At 68.8% G+C, this 16,472-nt stretch carries 13 protein-coding genes; 7 read left to right on the forward strand and 6 right to left on the reverse strand.

What is annotated here, in order from left to right; genetic code table 11:
- Positions 1-2,481 (forward strand): hypothetical protein, encoded by a 2,481-nt coding sequence (locus tag KZ829_RS43410; RefSeq protein WP_246636535.1) that lies wholly within the window; start codon positions 1-3, stop codon positions 2,479-2,481.
- Here the strand turns inward: KZ829_RS43410 and KZ829_RS30300 are convergent.
- The 3 genes from KZ829_RS30300 to KZ829_RS30310 all read right to left on the reverse strand — a co-directional run bounded on the left by KZ829_RS30300 (position 2,469) and on the right by KZ829_RS30310 (position 7,356).
- Positions 2,469-3,983, reverse strand: a complete 1,515-nt coding sequence (locus KZ829_RS30300) for a glycosyltransferase family 87 protein (protein WP_220147300.1) — start codon at positions 3,981-3,983, stop codon at positions 2,469-2,471. The genes KZ829_RS43410 and KZ829_RS30300 overlap by 13 nt on opposite strands.
- Positions 3,984-4,115: 132 nt before the next feature.
- Positions 4,116-6,545 carry a transglycosylase domain-containing protein gene (locus KZ829_RS30305; protein ID WP_308285724.1) on the reverse strand — a complete coding sequence of 810 codons (2,430 nt, stop codon included), beginning with the start codon at positions 6,543-6,545 and terminating at the stop codon, positions 4,116-4,118.
- Between the two features lie 343 nt (positions 6,546-6,888).
- Entirely contained in the window at positions 6,889-7,356 is a 468-nt protein-coding gene (locus tag KZ829_RS30310) for a DUF5318 domain-containing protein (RefSeq protein WP_220147302.1), read from the reverse strand.
- A 159-nt stretch (positions 7,357-7,515) separates the two neighbouring features.
- Here KZ829_RS30310 and KZ829_RS30315 point away from each other — a divergent pair, with 159 nt between their 5' ends.
- Together KZ829_RS30315 and KZ829_RS30320 are read left to right on the forward strand one after the other, a co-directional pair.
- A complete protein-coding gene (locus KZ829_RS30315; protein WP_183226527.1) occupies positions 7,516-8,142 on the forward strand; it encodes a PadR family transcriptional regulator in 627 nt (208 codons plus the stop codon).
- Between the two features lie 23 nt (positions 8,143-8,165).
- Positions 8,166-9,245, forward strand: a complete 1,080-nt coding sequence (locus tag KZ829_RS30320) for an inositol-3-phosphate synthase (RefSeq protein ID WP_220147303.1) — start codon at positions 8,166-8,168, stop codon at positions 9,243-9,245.
- A 90-nt stretch (positions 9,246-9,335) separates the two neighbouring features.
- On the opposite strand, the gene KZ829_RS30325 is transcribed toward KZ829_RS30320, so the two are convergent.
- Both KZ829_RS30325 and KZ829_RS30330 read right to left on the reverse strand, forming a co-directional pair.
- Positions 9,336-9,791, reverse strand: a complete 456-nt coding sequence (locus KZ829_RS30325) for a methylated-DNA--[protein]-cysteine S-methyltransferase (protein WP_188120461.1) — start codon at positions 9,789-9,791, stop codon at positions 9,336-9,338.
- 30 nt (positions 9,792-9,821) lie between these two features.
- Positions 9,822-10,562 carry a hypothetical protein gene (locus tag KZ829_RS30330; protein ID WP_220147304.1) on the reverse strand — a complete coding sequence of 247 codons (741 nt, stop codon included), beginning with the start codon at positions 10,560-10,562 and terminating at the stop codon, positions 9,822-9,824.
- A 141-nt stretch (positions 10,563-10,703) separates the two neighbouring features.
- Here KZ829_RS30330 and KZ829_RS30335 point away from each other — a divergent pair, with 141 nt between their 5' ends.
- Together KZ829_RS30335 and KZ829_RS30340 are read left to right on the forward strand one after the other, a co-directional pair.
- Positions 10,704-11,216 carry a SigE family RNA polymerase sigma factor gene (locus KZ829_RS30335; protein ID WP_220147305.1) on the forward strand — a complete coding sequence of 171 codons (513 nt, stop codon included), beginning with the start codon at positions 10,704-10,706 and terminating at the stop codon, positions 11,214-11,216.
- A complete protein-coding gene (locus KZ829_RS30340) occupies positions 11,213-12,301 on the forward strand; it encodes a WD40 repeat domain-containing protein (RefSeq protein WP_220147306.1) in 1,089 nt (362 codons plus the stop codon). The genes KZ829_RS30335 and KZ829_RS30340 overlap by 4 nt, the downstream gene beginning before the upstream one ends.
- A gap of 1 nt (position 12,302) precedes the next feature.
- On the opposite strand, the gene KZ829_RS30345 is transcribed toward KZ829_RS30340, so the two are convergent.
- Positions 12,303-13,733 (reverse strand): CCA tRNA nucleotidyltransferase, encoded by a 1,431-nt coding sequence (locus tag KZ829_RS30345; RefSeq protein ID WP_220147307.1) that lies wholly within the window; start codon positions 13,731-13,733, stop codon positions 12,303-12,305.
- Between the two features lie 57 nt (positions 13,734-13,790).
- Here KZ829_RS30345 and KZ829_RS30350 point away from each other — a divergent pair, with 57 nt between their 5' ends.
- Together KZ829_RS30350 and murJ are read left to right on the forward strand one after the other, a co-directional pair.
- Entirely contained in the window at positions 13,791-14,684 is an 894-nt protein-coding gene (locus KZ829_RS30350) for a hypothetical protein (protein WP_220147308.1), read from the forward strand.
- Positions 14,685-14,733: 49 nt separating this feature from the next.
- Positions 14,734-16,467: a murein biosynthesis integral membrane protein MurJ gene (murJ, locus tag KZ829_RS30355; RefSeq protein WP_308285725.1), complete on the forward strand. Its 1,734-nt coding sequence runs from the start codon at positions 14,734-14,736 to the stop codon at positions 16,465-16,467.
- Positions 16,468-16,472 lie beyond the last annotated feature (5 nt).

The following is a 16,472-nucleotide window of genomic DNA, read 5'->3' on the forward strand; positions in this document are numbered from 1 at the left end:
ATGACCGAGCAGCCGCAACCGAAGTCGTCCGTGGCCGCCGCGGAGACTTCCGCGCGCCGTGGGCCGCGGCGGTTGCTCGGGCTCCTGCCGTCGCGGCGCGCGACCACGCCGGTGAACACGAAGAACAAACCCGGCGACGGTAGGGCGGAGTCGCCCGGCGACAAGGTCGGCCGCTCGGAGAAGACCACACCCGAAGCGAAGACCGGGACTTCCGAGAAGGCCGCACCCGCCGCCAAGGCCGGGACACTGGAGAAGAAGGCGGGCACGCCGGCGACGGAGAAGTCGCCGACGGCGAAGGACGCCCGCCCGCCCGGCGCGCCACCGGATCCGTGGAGCGTCTTCGCCGCGATCCCGCAGCAGCCACCCGGCCTCCTCCGGCGGGCGCTGCGGGCGCTGAGCCGGTCGGTGGTCCACGAGTACGCGCTCGTCGTCTACGCCGGCTGCCTGCTCGCCGTGATGATGACCTGGCCCACCCTGCGCTATCCGATGCACACCCTGCCGCAGGACCTCGGCGACCCGACCCGCCAGGCGTGGCGCGTCGCCTGGGCCGGGCACGCGGTGATCGACGACCCGGCCCGGCTGTGGCAGTCGAACGCCTACTACCCGCAGAAGGACAGCTTCGCCTTCGGCGACAGCCTGTTCGGGTATGCGTTCGCCGGGATGCTCGGCGACGGCCCGAGTGCCGCGATCCTGCGGTACAACATCCTGTTCGTACTGGCCCACGCACTACTGCTGATCGGCGCCTACGCCCTGGTCCGCCAGCTCGGCGCCCGGCCCACCGGTGCGGCGGTGGCGGCGGTCGCGTTCGCCTACGCGCCGTGGCGGCTGGCCCAGGAGGGGCATCTCAACATCATCTCGGCGGGCGCCATCCCGCTGGCGCTGGCCATGCTCGCGCGGGGGCACGGCTATTCACTCCGCTACGGCTTCCGGTCCGGGCGCCGGCGCGCCGCCTGGGCCGTCACCGGGTGGCTGGTGGCGATCTGGCAACTCACGCTCGGCTTCTCCCTGGGCATTCCTTTCGCGTACGCACTGGGCCTGATCCTGATCACGCTGGTCGTCACCGGGTTGATCAGCGGTTTCCGCCAGTCCCGGCGGAAGAAGCGCGCCGCGGCGGTGCCCGGACGGCGCTGGAGCCTGCGGCGTGGCCGGCGCGCGGCACCGGCCGGCCCGGTCGAGGCGGCAAAGTCGGCTGTGCCGGCGGCCCCGGCCGGCGCCTCCGTGAAAGCGGCGTCCAAGGCTGACGGACCCGAGCCGGAGGTGCGGCCGGTGGCGGCTCCGCTGAAGCCGGGCGTGACCGGGCCGGAGACGCCGCCGGTGACCGATCCGCCGGCGCTCGGCGGGCCGAGGTCCGAGGTTCAGGTGGCCGCGTCGATGGAGGTGGGCAAGGCCACGTCACCGGCACCGCGTACCGATGTGCTGGAGAGCCCACCCCGGCGACGGTGGATCAGTCTGGGCCGTTACCTGGCGGGCCCGCCCAGACCGGAGCGGAAACCGGCCATCGGCTGGCTGCTCACCAACATCAACATCCTGGGCGCGACGATCTTCCTGTCCGTCGGCATCCTGATGGCCGTGCCGTACATCCGGCTCAAGGACACCGGCTCACGGATCGAGGAGATCACCTTCTTCTCGCCACCGTTGCGGAGTCTGCTGATCGGCCCGGCCGAGTCCCGCGTCTGGGGTGCCGCACACGCCACCCCACGGGCCTCGCTCGGCTGGGCCGCCGAGATGTCCCTGCTTCCCGGTTTCGCGCTGTACGCCCTGGCCCTGGCCGGCCTGTTCCTCTCGGTGTGGCGGCTGCGGCACCGCGCGCTGCTGATCCTCGGTCTCGCGGTCACGGTGATCCTCACCCTGGGGACCAACTTCTTCGGCGGCCACTGGACGTACCTTCCGGTGTTCGGCCACTTCCCGGCCGCGTTCGACCTGCGCATCCCGGGCCGCCTGATGCTCTGGGTGACCCTGCTGCTGGCGATCCTGGCGGCGGGCGCCGTGGACGATTTCGTCCGCCGGATCGAGCACTGGGCCGCTCAGCGGATCCCACCGTGGCCCGGCCCATGGCTGCGCCTGGCCACCCTTGTCCCACTGATCCTGGTGGCGCTGGAGGGCTGGAACACCACGGCACACCCGCAGGTGGCCGCGCAACCGCCCGCCCTGCGTACCGTCCCCGGCCCGATGCTGGTCCTGCCCACCGCCGACCTGACCGATCAGACCGTGCAGCTGTGGACCACCTCGCGGTTCCAGCAGATCGCCAACGGCGGCGGCGGTTTCAACGCGGCCCAGCAGAACGAGTTGCGCGCCAAGGCGGCCGGCTTCCCGGACGCGACCAGCATCGAGTACCTGGAGTCGATCGGCGTCCGGAAGGTTCTGCTCCTGCGTGACCAGGTGGCCGGCACCTCCTGGGAGGACGCCGTCGACCTGCCGGTGGACGCGTTGCAGATCCGCCGGGAGGATCTCCCGGACGCCGTGGTCTTCTACCTCAACTGAACGGCCGGGCTGGGCTCGTCCGGCAGGACCGGCGCCTCCTGGGACGGGCCCACCCGGAAGTAGCCGCGGAACCCGGTGAGCCAGGAGGCCTCCGGGCCGTCGAGTGGGCCGGCGTCCGGGTCCGCGCCGCCGTAGGAGCGCCGGACGTCGTCCAGTTCCGGCCGCCAGATCTCGCGGGCCACCAGGAAGAACAGCACCGCCACGGTGACCAGGCGGAAGGTGGAGGCCAGGACGAAGGTGCCCTCCGGGATGACGGTCTTGCCGCCGGCGCCCATCAGCTCGGCGTAGAAGGCGGCCAGATAGCCGATCTCGGCGATGGTCCACGCGATGACGGCACCCCACTTGGGACGGGCCAGTGCGATCAGCGGGAGCAGCCAGAGCACGTACTGCTGGGACCAGACCTTGCTGAAGATCAGGAAGGCGGCGACCACGAGGAAGGCGAGCTGGCTGATCCGCGGACGGCGCGGGGCGAGCAGGCCCAGCAGCAGAATGCCCACACAGGAGAGACCGAAGAGCGCGTACGAAAGGTAGTTGAGGGTCGGGATGTGGTCGCTGAGCCACTGGAACGGGCCCTGGTCGCCCACCGTGCCCGCGTTCCACTTCCCGTCCAGGTAACGCCCGATGTACCAGAACGTGCCCCAGTCGACCGGCCGCTCGGAGTTGAGCCGGAAGAACCGCAGCCAGCTCTCGTGCCAGAAGACCATGACCGGCAGGTTGACCAGCAGCCAGGTCACGCCGGTGGCGAAGAACGCACTGAAGAACGGACGCAACCGCCCGGTACGCAGCGCCACGATGAGGATCGGCCCGAGGATGAACAGCGGCCACAGTTTGGCCGCCGCGCCCAGCCCGAAGAGCACCCCGGCCCCGACCGGATACCGTCGGGCCCAGAGGAACAGGCCGAGAGCGAACAGTCCGATGGCCAGGAAGTCCCAGTTGATCGTGGCGGTGACCAGCACGATCGGGGAGACAGCGAGGATCGCCGCGTCCCATGGCCGACGCCGGCGCAATGCCAGGACCACGGCGACGCTGAGGACCGCGAACAGGCAGAGCACCAGCGCGTTGACGTTGTAGAACCAGCTGCCCTGGTTGATGTTCGGGTGGCTCGCCCCGTAGGCGTGCACCGGCAGCCCCAGCGCGCCCATGAAGTAGCCGGTGACCACCGGGTACTCGACCGGATGGTCGACGTAGGGCACCTTGCCCTCGTTCAGGCCCTCGGCGTAGTACAGCGCCAGCACGTCGGTGTAGCAGTACCGGGTGTACTGGACGTTGTTCTGCCAGTTGCCGTCCATGCAGGGTGACTTCTGCACCCAGGAGAGCGCCAGGACCAGGCAGGCCAGCGCCATCACGATGCGCGGCGCGGTCCAGAACCGGCCGGGCCGGGAGCCCGGTGGCACGGCGTGCGCGCCGAGTGGGCCGCCGATGGCTTGGGAGAGTCCCCGCACGAAACCGTCGGAGGTGGCATTCGCGACGTCAGGCCGATCGGTGGGCGGTTGGGCGCTCATGTCTTGGCATCATGCCGCATCAACCGCCGCGAGGGGTGACAGGCCACCGCGGCGTCCCGATCTTCACAGGTGCCCCATACGAAACGGCGCCCACCTCGACGAGGTGGGCGCCGTTGTCAACGATCCGGGGCGTCAATCGCCGTCTTCGTTGCCGTCTTGGTTGCCGTTTCCGGTGTTGTTGCCACCGTTCGGGCCACCGTTGTTCCCGCCGGGGCCGGCGGGACCGCCGTTGATCTGGCACAGCGGGTTGTTCGGGAAGGTCTGACAGAACTGGCTGTTCTGGTCGGTCGTGGGCACCTCGACCGGGGCGACACCGTTGGCGTACTCGCTTTCCGGGTTACCGGTCGGGATGCGCTCGGGGAAGTCCTTCTCCTCCCACTTCATCGCCTCGGCCGTGGTCTCGATGAACTCTTCCCAGATGGCGGCGGGGGTGCCGGAGCCGAACATCGGACCGCCGTCGGCCTCCTTCAGCGAGACACGGTTGCCGGAGCCACCGACCCAGACGGTCGCGGCCAACTGCGGGATGCCACCGACGAACCAGGTGTCGCCGTTCAGGCTCTCGCCTTTGACCTCGACCTCCCAGGTGCCACTCTTGCCGACCGACTCACGGCCGCTGATGGTGTTGTTGGCCGCCTTCGGGATCTCGGAGAGGACACCGAGCAGGTCGGACATCTTGTCGGCGGCGAAGACCCGGTTGCCGCCCTTGTCCGCGCTGTGGATGACCTTCTCGATGCCGGTCTTCCCGTCGCGCTGCTTGATCGTCTTGATGAAGTGCGCCTCGTGGTGCACACCCTCGTTCACGATGGTGGCGACACCCTCGGCGTGCTCCAGCGGAACCACCCGGTACTGCCCGAACGCGACCTCGTTGTCGAAGTTGTTCTTCCACGTGGCGGCCTTGGTGTTGTCCAGGTCGATCTTCTTGCCGTCGTCGTTCCACATGGTGCCGACACCGGCGGCGTTGGCGGCCGCGATGACCTTGTCCTGGCCGATGCCTTCCGCGATCCAGTAGAACGGGAAGTTGTACGACTTGATGGTCGCCGTCTCCAGGTCACAGTGGGTCTTCTTGCCCCCACAGATCTGACCGATGTCCGCGCCGGCGTTGCTGATCTCGCCGCCGCCGACCTTCTCCTTCGTACCGTCCCAGATCGTCTTGAAGGAGATGTCCTCCTTCAGGCCGGCCGCCAGGGTGTAGATCTTGAAGGTCGAGCCCGGGGACTGACCACCGTTCGCCGGAACGCCACTGCCGTCACCGGACATGTAGCCGGCGTAGTCGATGCCGTTCGGGTCGTCACCGCCGTAGTACCCGAGCACCTCGCCGTTGGTCGGGTCGATACCGATCACCGCGGCCTGGTAGGTCTTCGGCCGCTTGTACATCGGCGAGGTCTTGCTCAGCCTCGACCCGGCCGCCTCCGCGGCCTTCTGCACCTTCGGGTTGATCGTGGTGGTGATGGTGAAGCCGCCCTTCTGGAGCGCCTCCTCCTTGATGCCGAGCTTGTTCAGCTCGTACTTCACGTGCCGCAGAACCATGCCGACCGGCTTCTGGTCGGGGGTCTTCTTAGAGCCGGCTTTCACAATCGGATTGACCTTCGGGTACTTCCGGGCGTCGTACTCGGCCTTCGAGATCTTGCCCATCTCGTACATGTTGGCCAGGGTGTATTCCCACCGCTCCTTGGCGGCTTCCGGGTTGTGGTTCGGGTCGTAGCCGCGGTGTGCGTCGTTCGGGTAGGGCTGCTTGATGATCGACGCAAGCACCGCCGCCTCGTATACGTTGATCGCCTTTTCCTTGGGGGTGCCCGTCTTCACCGACTTGTTGAAGTAACCCTGGGCCGCCGCCTCGACGCCGTACCGTCCCTCACCGAGATCGATGTAGTTCAGGTACATGCCCATGATCTCTTTTTTGTCGTAATCCGACTCGAGCTTGCGGGCGAGCACCGCCTCGCGCAGCTTGCGGCTGTAGCTGATGTCCTTCTCGTCAGCGACGTGCCGTGCGTACTGCTGGGTGATGGTCGAAGCGCCCTGCCGGTCGCCGCCGGTGAAGTTGTTCCACGCGGCGCGGGCGATGCCCTTCATGTCGATGCCGTTGTGCGTCCAGAAGTTCTTGTCCTCGGCGGCCGCCACAGCGTTCATCATGACTTCGCTGATCTGCTGGTACGGCACGTTGATCCGGGGTTCGCCCTCTTTCGCGAGGACGTTCCTGCCGGTGGCGTCGTAGATGATGTTCATCTGCGACTCCGCCTCCGGCGTCTTCAGCTTGACGTCGTCGAAGAAGTAGGTGCCGCCGACGATGCCGACGCCGAGCATGATGACCAGCACGGCGGCGGCCGCGGTCAGGATGTTGGCGCGCCGGTACTTCTTGTCGGCCTTGCTGCGGGGCCTCTTGCCGCCGGACCCACTGGAGCCGCCGGATCCACCACCACCGCCAGGAGGCCCACCGCCGCCCGGTGGCACGGAGGCACGGCCACCGATGGACGCACCGCCCACCGAGGCACGGCCGCCGACCGGAGCGGCGCCTACCGAGGCGCGGCCACCGACCGCGGCACGGCCGGGGGCGGCCGAGCCCACCGGCGCCCGCCCCGGCTGACCGCCTACCGGGGCGGCACCGGATGGACGCCGGTAAGCGTCCGGGCGGGGCCGGGCCTCGTCGGCTGGCTGGTCGTCAGGCGTGGAAGCAGCGGACGGCCCGGGCACTCTGACCCGGGCTCGTGCGGACTGCGGATCGCCGTACGCGTTCATTCCCTCACACCTACCGGTCGCGGGGGCGCGGTCAGGAGGCCCGGACGAGCCGTCCCCACACTGCGCCTCGAGCGGGCGTTATGGGCTGCGGTCCCGGCAGCCCCCTTGTCTTGTGTCTGCGCGGACCGTACGCCGGTCCCAAACCCGTACACGTTAACCAGATCGGTCCGGTTCATCTCCGTCCCTCCCCGTTGTGTGACGAGTCACCTGTCCGGCGGGATCCCCCACCGCCGGACGAGACCATAGCGCCGGAATGCAACGTCTCCTCAGCGGCGAGGCCGTCGCGACCGAGCACGAACCTCTCGACCAGGTGATTCCACGCACAAGCGCGGCACACCTCCACGACGAAGACCTGAAACTCACGCAGCGTCATCGCCATGACGGGCAGTTCGGCCAGTTTGCGGGCCTGCCCGGCGGACTGCTTGAGCTCGTCGCCATAGACGTAGTGCACGAGCGTCAGGTTTTCCCGTCGGCAGATCGGGCAACGCTCGTCGATGGGCTCACCATGGTACGTAGCCGCGTTTCTCAAGTAAGGAGACGCGTCGCAGACTTCGAGCGTGCCTACACGGCCGCTCCGAACGTCACGCAGGACTGCCCGCTTCTGTAGCGAGTAGTCGACCACCTGCCGCTGCGTGCGCATGGCGAAGAGAGTACGCGGTCGTCGCATTCCCGGCGAACGCCATCACGCTGCGTGGCACGGCGACTGCACACGATGCCCGAGTTGCGCCCATGGCCGTCCCGATCTACGGTGACGATGTATCGAGCCGATACATCGGAGCACACATGTGGGGAGGGGCCAATGCTGGAGATGGCGATCCTCGGCCTCCTGCAGGAGGCTCCGATGCACGGTTACGAGCTCCGCAAGGAACTCGCCACCAAACTCGGCACACTCCGCGCCGCGATCAGTTACGGCACCCTTTACCCCACGTTGAAGCGGCTGAAGCTCGCCGGCTGGATCGGTGAGGCAGAGGCCAACAACGACATCATCCCCCCGATGACCAGCAAGCGGGGGCGGGTTGTCTACAAGATCACGGCCGAGGGCAAGGAGCATTTCGCCGATCTCCTCACCCAGGCCGGCCCGGAGACGTACGACGACGCGGGTTTCGGGGTCCACTTCACCTTCTTCTCCAGGACCGATCGCGCCACCCGGCTGCGCATCCTGGAGGGCCGCCGGCGCCGCATCGAGGAGCGCCGCGAGGGGCTGCGGGAGGTGCTCGCCCGCGCCGCCGACCGCCTCGACGCGTACACGCTCGAGTTGCAGCGGCACGGGCTGGACGCGTGCGAGCGCGAGGTCCGCTGGCTGGAGGAGCTGATCACCAACGAGCGCTCCGGCCGTACCCCCGCTTTTCGAAATCGTGCCGGTCTCGCCGGCGCTCTCAACCCCGATCCCCCGGAAACACCGAGTCCGCAACCGGACCGGCCGTGATGAACAACAAGGAGGCAAACGCGATGGGTTCCGTCCGCGTCGCCATCGTCGGTGTGGGTAACTGCGCCTCGTCCCTCGTGCAGGGCGTGGAGTACTACAAGAACGCCGACCCCAACGACCGCGTCCCGGGTCTCATGCACGTGACCTTCGGCGACTATCACGTCTCGGATGTGAAGTTCGTCGCGGCGTTCGATGTGGACGCCAAGAAGGTCGGCATGGACCTCAGCGAGGCGATCGTCGCCAGCGAGAACAACACCATCAAGCTGACCGACGTGCCGCCGAGCGGCGTGACCGTTCAGCGTGGTCCGACCTTCGACGGTCTCGGCACCTACTACCGCGAGATCATCGAGGAGTCCTCGGCCGAGCCGGTCGACGTCGTGCGGGCTCTGCGTGACGCCGAGGTCGACGTCGTCGTCTCCTACCTGCCGGTGGGCTCCGAGGAGGCCGACAAGTTCTACGCGCAGGCCGCGATCGACGCCGGTTGCGCGTTCGTGAACGCTCTGCCCGTCTTCATCGCGTCCGACCCGGTCTGGGCGAAGAAGTTCGAGGACGCGGGCCTGCCGATCGTCGGTGACGACATCAAGAGCCAGGTCGGCGCCACCATCGTGCACCGCGCGCTGGCGAAGCTGTTCGAAGACCGCGGTGTCGAGCTGCTGCGCACGTACCAGCTCAACTTCGGCGGCAACATGGACTTCATGAACATGCTGGAGCGCAACCGCCTGGTCTCGAAGAAGATCTCGAAGACCCAGTCGGTGACCTCGCAGATCCCGCACGAGATGTCGAAGAGCGACGTGCACATCGGCCCGTCCGACCACGTGCCGTGGCTCGACGACCGGAAGTGGGCCTACATCCGCCTGGAGGGCCGCTCCTTCGGTGACACCCCGCTGAACGCCGAGCTCAAGCTCGAGGTGTGGGACTCGCCGAACTCGGCCGGTGTGATCATCGACGCGGTCCGCGCTGCGAAGATCGCCAAGGACCGCGGCATCGGTGGCCCGATCCTCTCGGCGTCCTCCTACTTCATGAAGTCCCCGCCGGTGCAGTACAGCGACCACGACGCCCACGCGGCCGTCGAGGCCTTCATCAAGGGCGACATCGAGCGCTGAAAAGCATCACCCGAGCGAAGCGCAAGCTGAGCGGCAAAGGCCGGCCCACATCGTGGGCCGGCCTTTCGCACACCCGGATTCGGTACGCCGTCAGCTCCAGGCCTTCTGCAGCGCGACCCGGGCCTCGATCTCGAGCAGGATCCGTTTGCGGTCGAGGCCGCCGCCGAAGCCGACCATCTTGCCGCCCGCTCCGACCACCCGGTGGCAGGGGACGATCACCGGGATCGGATTGCGGTTGCAGGCCGTGCCGACCGCCCGGGCCGCACCCGGATCACCCAGCGCCGTGGCGATCGCCCCATAGGTGATCATTTCGCCGTAGGGAATCTTCGCGATCTCGCCCCAGACGGCCCGCTCGAACTCCGACCCGCCGCGCAGCTCGAACGGAACGGTGAAGTCGGTCAGCGCGCCGGAGAAATAGTCTCGCAGCTGCTCGACCGCCGGATGCTCCGTGGACGGGCCCGGCCGGGCGGCGAAACGCACACCCACAACGGCCGGGCCGTCGACGGTCACACCGAGCGGACCGATCGGCGTCTCGATGACGAACATGCCCCAAGTCTGCCCCGGGGGTACGACAGGCTACTTGACCTTGACGCCGTCGACGGCCGTCGCGCCGTTGCGGGCGGTGCTACCGGCGTAGACGACCTGCCACACGCCGCTCTTGGTGGCGGTGAACTTTTTGCTGTAGACGCCCTTGCCGTTGGTGGTGGCGGTGCCCTTGTAGGTGAAGGTGGTGGCACCGGCCGGCTTGAAGTAGACCTTGACCTTGGCGCCGCCGAGCACCTTGCCGTTGACCTTGAGGACACCCTTGGCGGTCAGCTTCTTGCCCTTGACGACCGGCTCGGGAGCGGCGTTCAGGGTCAGCTTGGACGGCCGCTTCAGGTAGATCTTCTTGCTCACGACGTTGGTGAGCTCGGGCTCGTCGTCGCCCGCCCCAAGCTGGGCGCCGTAGACGTTCACCGTATAGCGGCCGGCCGCGTCGGTGCCGCACATCTTGAACGTGCCCTTGTAGGTGGCCGTCGAGCCGACCTGGGCGAATTGGCCGCCGTTGACGGTCTTGCCGCTCGGGGCGTTGATGTCGGCGCCCACACCGGCGATCTTGTAGCCGGCGGTCGGGATCGGCTCGCTGGTGACGGCGGTGATGGTGAACTTCTGGCAGCCGGCCTTGGAGCCGAGCACGAAGACGCTCTTGCTGATCGAGACCGACTTGACGGTGATGTCGAGGGTGGCGGCCTGCGCGGGCGACGCGACGGCCAGCAGACCGGCGGTGGGAACGGCGGCCAGCAGGGCGGCGAAGACGCGGGTGCGAACGGAGGTCATGGTTTGTCCCTGGGGTTCGGAGGGGCCGTTCAGGGGGATGATCACTGCGGTTCAGAACGCTACCGTATCGACGCAACCCCGTTTCCACAGGACATGCAAAGATTCCGATTCTTCCGGCGTCTGTCCTGGTGGAGGTGACCGGTGAAGCAGTCACTGGAAGACGAGTTCACCGCGTTCGTCGCGGCGCGGGGGCAGGCCCTGCTCCGGATCGCGCACGCGCTGACCGGTGATCAGCACGCCGCGCAGGATCTGGTCCAGGGCGCGCTGGCCAAGGCGTACGCCCGCTGGCCGCGCATTCACGGCGACGCCGAGGCGTACGTCCGGAAGATCATCTACAACGACCGGGTCTCCGCCTGGCGCCGTCCCGCGCGCCGCAACGAGGTGCCCGTCGCCGACGTGCCGGACCGGGCCGACGAAGCCCGCCACGACCAGGCCGTCGCCGACCAGATCACGGTGCGCGAGGCGCTCCTGTCGCTGCCTGCCCGGCAGCGGGCCGTCCTGGTGATGCGCTATCTGGAGGACCGTTCGCTGGAGGAGACCGCCGAGGTGCTCGGCTGCCGGCCCGGCACGGTGGCCAGTCAGGCGTCGCGGGCGCTGAGCAAACTTCGGGAACTGGTCGGCGACCAGCCGCTGTCGATGGGAGGGGCCCGATGACGAGGCTGGAGGACATCGTGGGCGAAGCCGTACGGGATCTGGCGGGGAACGCGCCCGCGCCACACGATCTGGCCGCGGTTGCCCGTACCCGTGGCCGTCGTCTGCGCCGCCGTCGCCGGGCCGCGATCGGCACCGCCACGCTGGCTCTCGCCGTGGTCGCGGCCGTTCCGTTCGTACTGTTCCAGCCGGAGCGGAAGGCCCTGCCGACGACGCCGACACCCGCGCCGTCGATGTCGGTGACCGTCTCCCAGCCGCCACGAACCGGCCACTGGTCGGAACAGCCGTACCTACTACCGGGCGGGGTCGTCGTCACGGCGCTCAGCCACAAGGACGTGGGCGGTGACCTGCCCTACGGCAAGACGCTGAAAGACGGCGACGTGGTGCTGGACCGGACCACCGGCCGGTACCGGGTGGTGCCCGGTCAGCACTGGACCGTCTACGGCGCTCCGGCCGGCCCGCACGCCGTCGTCTCCGACGACCACGAGGATCTGATCTCGGTGAACACCGGGCAGCGGTTCTTCACCGGCGGATACCTGCTCAGTCCGATGTGGTCACCGGACGGGACGCGCATGGTGGTCACGACCCAGGCCGGCGGTTACGTGATCTGGGACGCCACGACCGGCGCCGTCATCGAGCAGCCGAACCATCCGGGCATGAAGACCTGCTCGTCACTCTGTTACTACACCTGGCTGCCGAACGGCCAGGAGATCGCGCTGCCGCGGGCCGAGCAGCCGGGCGTACGCGATAGCAAGGTCAAGGACGTGGTCGTCTACTCCGCGGACACCGGCGCTCAGCTGCGGGTCCTCCCGATAACCGGGATCCCGGACAGCTGGTCCCAGGACGGGCGGTACGTGCTGGTCATGGACCCACAGCTCTGGATCAACCCGGTACAGGTGGTCGACGTGCGAACCGGAGCGGCCGTCGCCACGCTGCGCGGCCGTAACCCGAGCTTCCTGCCGGACGGCCGGATCCTCTCCGTCACGGACCGGAAGGCGGAACTCTACGACGTCAGCGGCAAACGGCTCGGAAGCCAGAAACTGCCCGCCGACTTCACCGGCCGGGACCTGAGCATCGGCATGCCGTAGATCAGGAGATGTGGCCCTGGTCCCGGGCCCACTTGAAGAGCTCCGCCTCGGCTTCGTCCCGGTCGAGCGGCCCGTGGTCGAGGCGGAGCTCTTTCAGGAAGCGCCACGCCTGGCCGACGATCGGGCCCGGCGGCACCCCGAGCAGCTCCATGATCGCGTTGCCGTCCAGGTCGGGGCGGACCTTGGCGAGGTCCTCCTCGGCCGCGATCCGGTCGATCCGCACCTCCAGCGCGTCGTAGTCCGCGGCCAGCTGGGCGGCCTTGCGCCGGTTGCGGGTGGTGACGTCGGAGCGGGTCAGCTTGTGCAGCCGGGACAGCAGCGGGCCGGCGTCGGTCACATACCGCCGGACGGCCGAGTCGGTCCACTCGCCCCGCCCGTACCCGTAGAAACGAAGGTGAAGGGCGACCAGGCCGACCACCTCGCCGGTCACGTCCTTGGGGTATTTCAGGGCTTTCATCCGCTGTTTGGTGAGCCGCGCGCCGACCACCTCGTGGTGGTGGAAGCTGACCCTGCCGTCACGCCCGACCGCCTTGGTGGCGGGCTTGCCGATGTCGTGCATGAGCGAGGCCATCCTGAGCACGAAGTCCGGGCCCTCGTCGCCCTCGAGCCGCATCGCGTTGCTCACCACGATCAGCGTGTGCTCGTAGACGTCCTTGTGCTGAGCGTGCTCGTCGATCTCCAGTTTCAGGCCGGAGATCTCGGGCAGGAAGCGGTCGGCCAGCCCGGTGTCGACGAGCAGCCGCAGCCCGGTGATCGGGTCGGCGCTGGACATCAGCTTGGTGAACTCGTCCCGGATCCGTTCCGCGGTGATCCGGTCGAGATCAGCGGCCATGTCCGACATGGCGGTCACGACCGCCGGGTCCACCGTGAACCGCAGCTTCGCCGCGAACCGGGCCGCCCGCAGCATCCGAAGCGGATCGTCGCCGAACGAGATCTGCGGCGCCGCCGGCGTACGGATCACCCGCGCCGCGAGGTCCCGCAGCCCGCCGAACGGGTCGGTGAACTCGTGCCCCGGCACCGAGACGGCCATCGCGTTGATCGTGAAGTCACGCCGCGACAGGTCGTCCAGCAGCGACGTCCCGTAGGACACCACCGGATTGCGCGTCACCCCGTCATAGGCCTCGGCCCGGAACGTGGTGATCTCGATCCGCAGGCCGTTCTTCTGGATGCCGATCGTGCCGAACTCGCGCCCGGTCTCCCAGATCGCGTCGGCCCACCCGTTCACCACGGTGAGGGTCTGCTCGGGGTGGGCGTCGGTGCAGAAATCGAGGTCGTCGCCGAGGGTGCCGAGCAGCGCGTCGCGGACCGAACCGCCGACCAGATGCAGCTCGTGACCTGCGGCGGCGAACCGCCGGCCGAGCTCGTCGGCGACGGGGGACACGCGGAGCAGCTCGGCTACCGCTTTCTGCTGGGCGGAATTCAACACAGACATGGGGTTACCAGGGTATAGGCCGTGGCCGTGGGGAGTGTCGCCGGGCAGGATGACAGGATGCCCGTTTCCGAGGCGCTGCGACGCCTGGCCGAGACCCCTGCCTTCTGGACGGGTGAGCCGTTCGACACCGAGGGCCTGCCCACCGAGGTGCACCTCTCGTTTCCGGTGGTGGGCGGCTACGCGCTGGTGCTCGACATCGAACTGCCCTCCGGCGACCGCGCTCTCGGGCTGCGACGGCCGTCGGCCAGCGAACCGGTGCAACTGGGCTGGGCGCCGCCGTCGGGGCCGTACCCGGCGGCTCTGCGCTGGTGGGAACTGGAGCGCTTCGCCCGGGTGATCGCCCTGTCCGACCCGCTGCTGCCGCATCCCGGCCTGGTGGTGGCGTTGCTGTCGCCGTTCGCGCCGGCCGCCGCCGACGACGATCCGGCGGAGATCGCGGCGGTGCGCGAGGCCGCGTACCGGTCGCTGCACCGGGAGATTCCCTTCGACGAGCAGCTGGCGGGCCTGACGAGCGGTCCGGAGCAGGCCCCGCTGCCGCTCTTCACGAGCGAGCGCTGGTGGCCGGCGCCGCGGGTTTCGTCGCCGCAGGTGCTGGACGAGGCCGCGATCGCGTCCCTGAGCACCCCGGCCCAGGCGCGGCTCCAGGTCCGTGCCGGGCATCGCTTCCCGCACGAGGACCTTTCCGATCTGGTACGGCACGCGAGCGCTCTGCTGACCGAGATGCCGAACAGGGACTGGTACGCCGCGACGCGCTCGCTGGCCGGCCGGATCGTCGGCTCGGGCGACCTGACGGCGGTGCCGGCCCTGCTCGGCGCGCTGACCGGGGCGGGCTGCGACCACCCGACCGTGCTCGATGCCCTCAGTGAGCCTCTCGTTCCGCTGGAGGCGTGCTGGGTGGTGGAGACCCTGGCCGGGGCCGAGCCCGGCACCCTCCTCCGTCACCACGTGTGATGTCTGCCTTTATGGTGGCTCCATCATCGGTAGGGCTCGGGAGGCTCGGGTGAACGGCGGCCTGTACCGCAGCACGCATGCGACACCGGACGGACGACCGACGGCGCAGGAGGGCGTCACCGTCGTCTCGGTGGACAGCCCGGACCCGGAGCCGCAGCAGCCCGCGCCCGAGGGTGGAAGCACCGCCGGCCAGAGCGCGATCATGGCGATCGGCAGCCTGGTGAGCCGCGTGATCGGGTTCGTCCGCAACGCGCTGATCGGCATGGTCCTCGGCCAGGCGGTCGGCAACGCCTACACCGGCGCCCAGTTCCTGCCCGGTCAGATCTACGAGCTGCTGCTCGGCGGAATCCTCTCCAGCGTGCTGATCCCGCTGCTGGTCCGGCGGCGCAAGGCCGACCCGGACGGCGGCCAGGAGTTCACCCAGCGACTGCTCTCGTTCGCCGTGGTCATGCTCGGCATCGCAACCGTCCTCGTGGTGCTTGCCGCACCACTGATCACGGCGATCCAGACGAGTGGCGACAACACCGACCCGGACTTCCGCGATCTGGTCACGAACTTCTCGTACCTGATCCTGCCGATCATCTTCTTCACCGGACTGTCGGCGCTGATCGGCGCCGTGCTGAACGTGCGCGGTCACTTCGCGGCCCCGATGTGGGCGCCGATCCTCAACAACATCGTGGTGATCGCGGTGTGCGGAGTGTTCCTGCTGGCCTTCGGGACGGACAAGGAACTGACCGCGGCCAACATCAGCACCGCCGAGCTGGTCCTGATCGGGGCCGGCACCCTGCTCGGCATGGTCGTGCAGGCGGTCGGCCTGCTACCGGCCCTGCGCAAGGTCGGTTTCCGGTGGAAGTGGCGCTGGGCGCCGCGCGAGCTCGGGCTCCGCGAGATCGGTCACCTGGCCGGCTGGATGCTCTGCTACGTCGCCGCCAACCAGATCGCGGTCTTCGCATTGGTCCGGGCCCTGAACAGCGCCGGTGGCGAGGACAACCCGGGTGCCCTGGCGTTCAACAACGTCTTCCTGCTGATGATGATGGCGCACGGGATCATCGGCGTCTCGGTGATCACCGCCCTGTTACCGAAGATGAGCGCGGCCGCCGCCGAAGGCCGGCTCAACGAGGTGATCGACGACCTGAGTCGCGGTATCAAGTTGGTGGCCGCGGCCCTCGCCCCGATCGTGGTGGCCTACGCCGTGCTGAGCGGGCCGATTGCCGTCTTCCTCTTCCAGGGCGGGCGCATCACCAACGCGGACGCGCTGGACATGGGCACGGTCCTGACCGTCGCGGCGTTCGCCGTGCTGCCGCTGTCGATCAGCTTCCTCTGCACCAACGTCTTCTACGCGCTGCAGGGCAACAAGACCGCCGCGCTGATCAACCTGCCGGTGGTCGCGGCCCGGATCGCCGGGTACTTCGTGCTCGCCGCGGTCCTCGACAAGTCCCTGACCGCGGCCGGGATGACCGCCGCAAACGGCATCTCCTACCTGCTGTCCGCGCTGATCTCGCTGGCTGTACTGCGGCGCCGGATCGGCCGGCTGAACCTGGGCTCGGTGCTTGTGGCCCTGCTCAAGGTCGCGGCGGCCGCCGGTGCGGCGGCCGGGCTGACGCTGCTTGTGATGCGGCTGCTGCCCGGCTCGGGTGAGCCGGACGGCCGGGTCGAGGCGATCGTGCAGCTCGCCGTCGGTGGTGCGGTGATCCTGATCGCCTACCTGGGCACGGCTCTGCTGCTGCGTGTTCACGAGGTGAGCCAGGTGGTCGGGATGGTTCGCCGGAAGATCGGTCGCTGATCCCC

It is taken from the genome of Actinoplanes hulinensis, from assembly GCF_019429605.1.
GTDB lineage: Bacteria > Actinomycetota > Actinomycetes > Mycobacteriales > Micromonosporaceae > Actinoplanes > Actinoplanes campanulatus.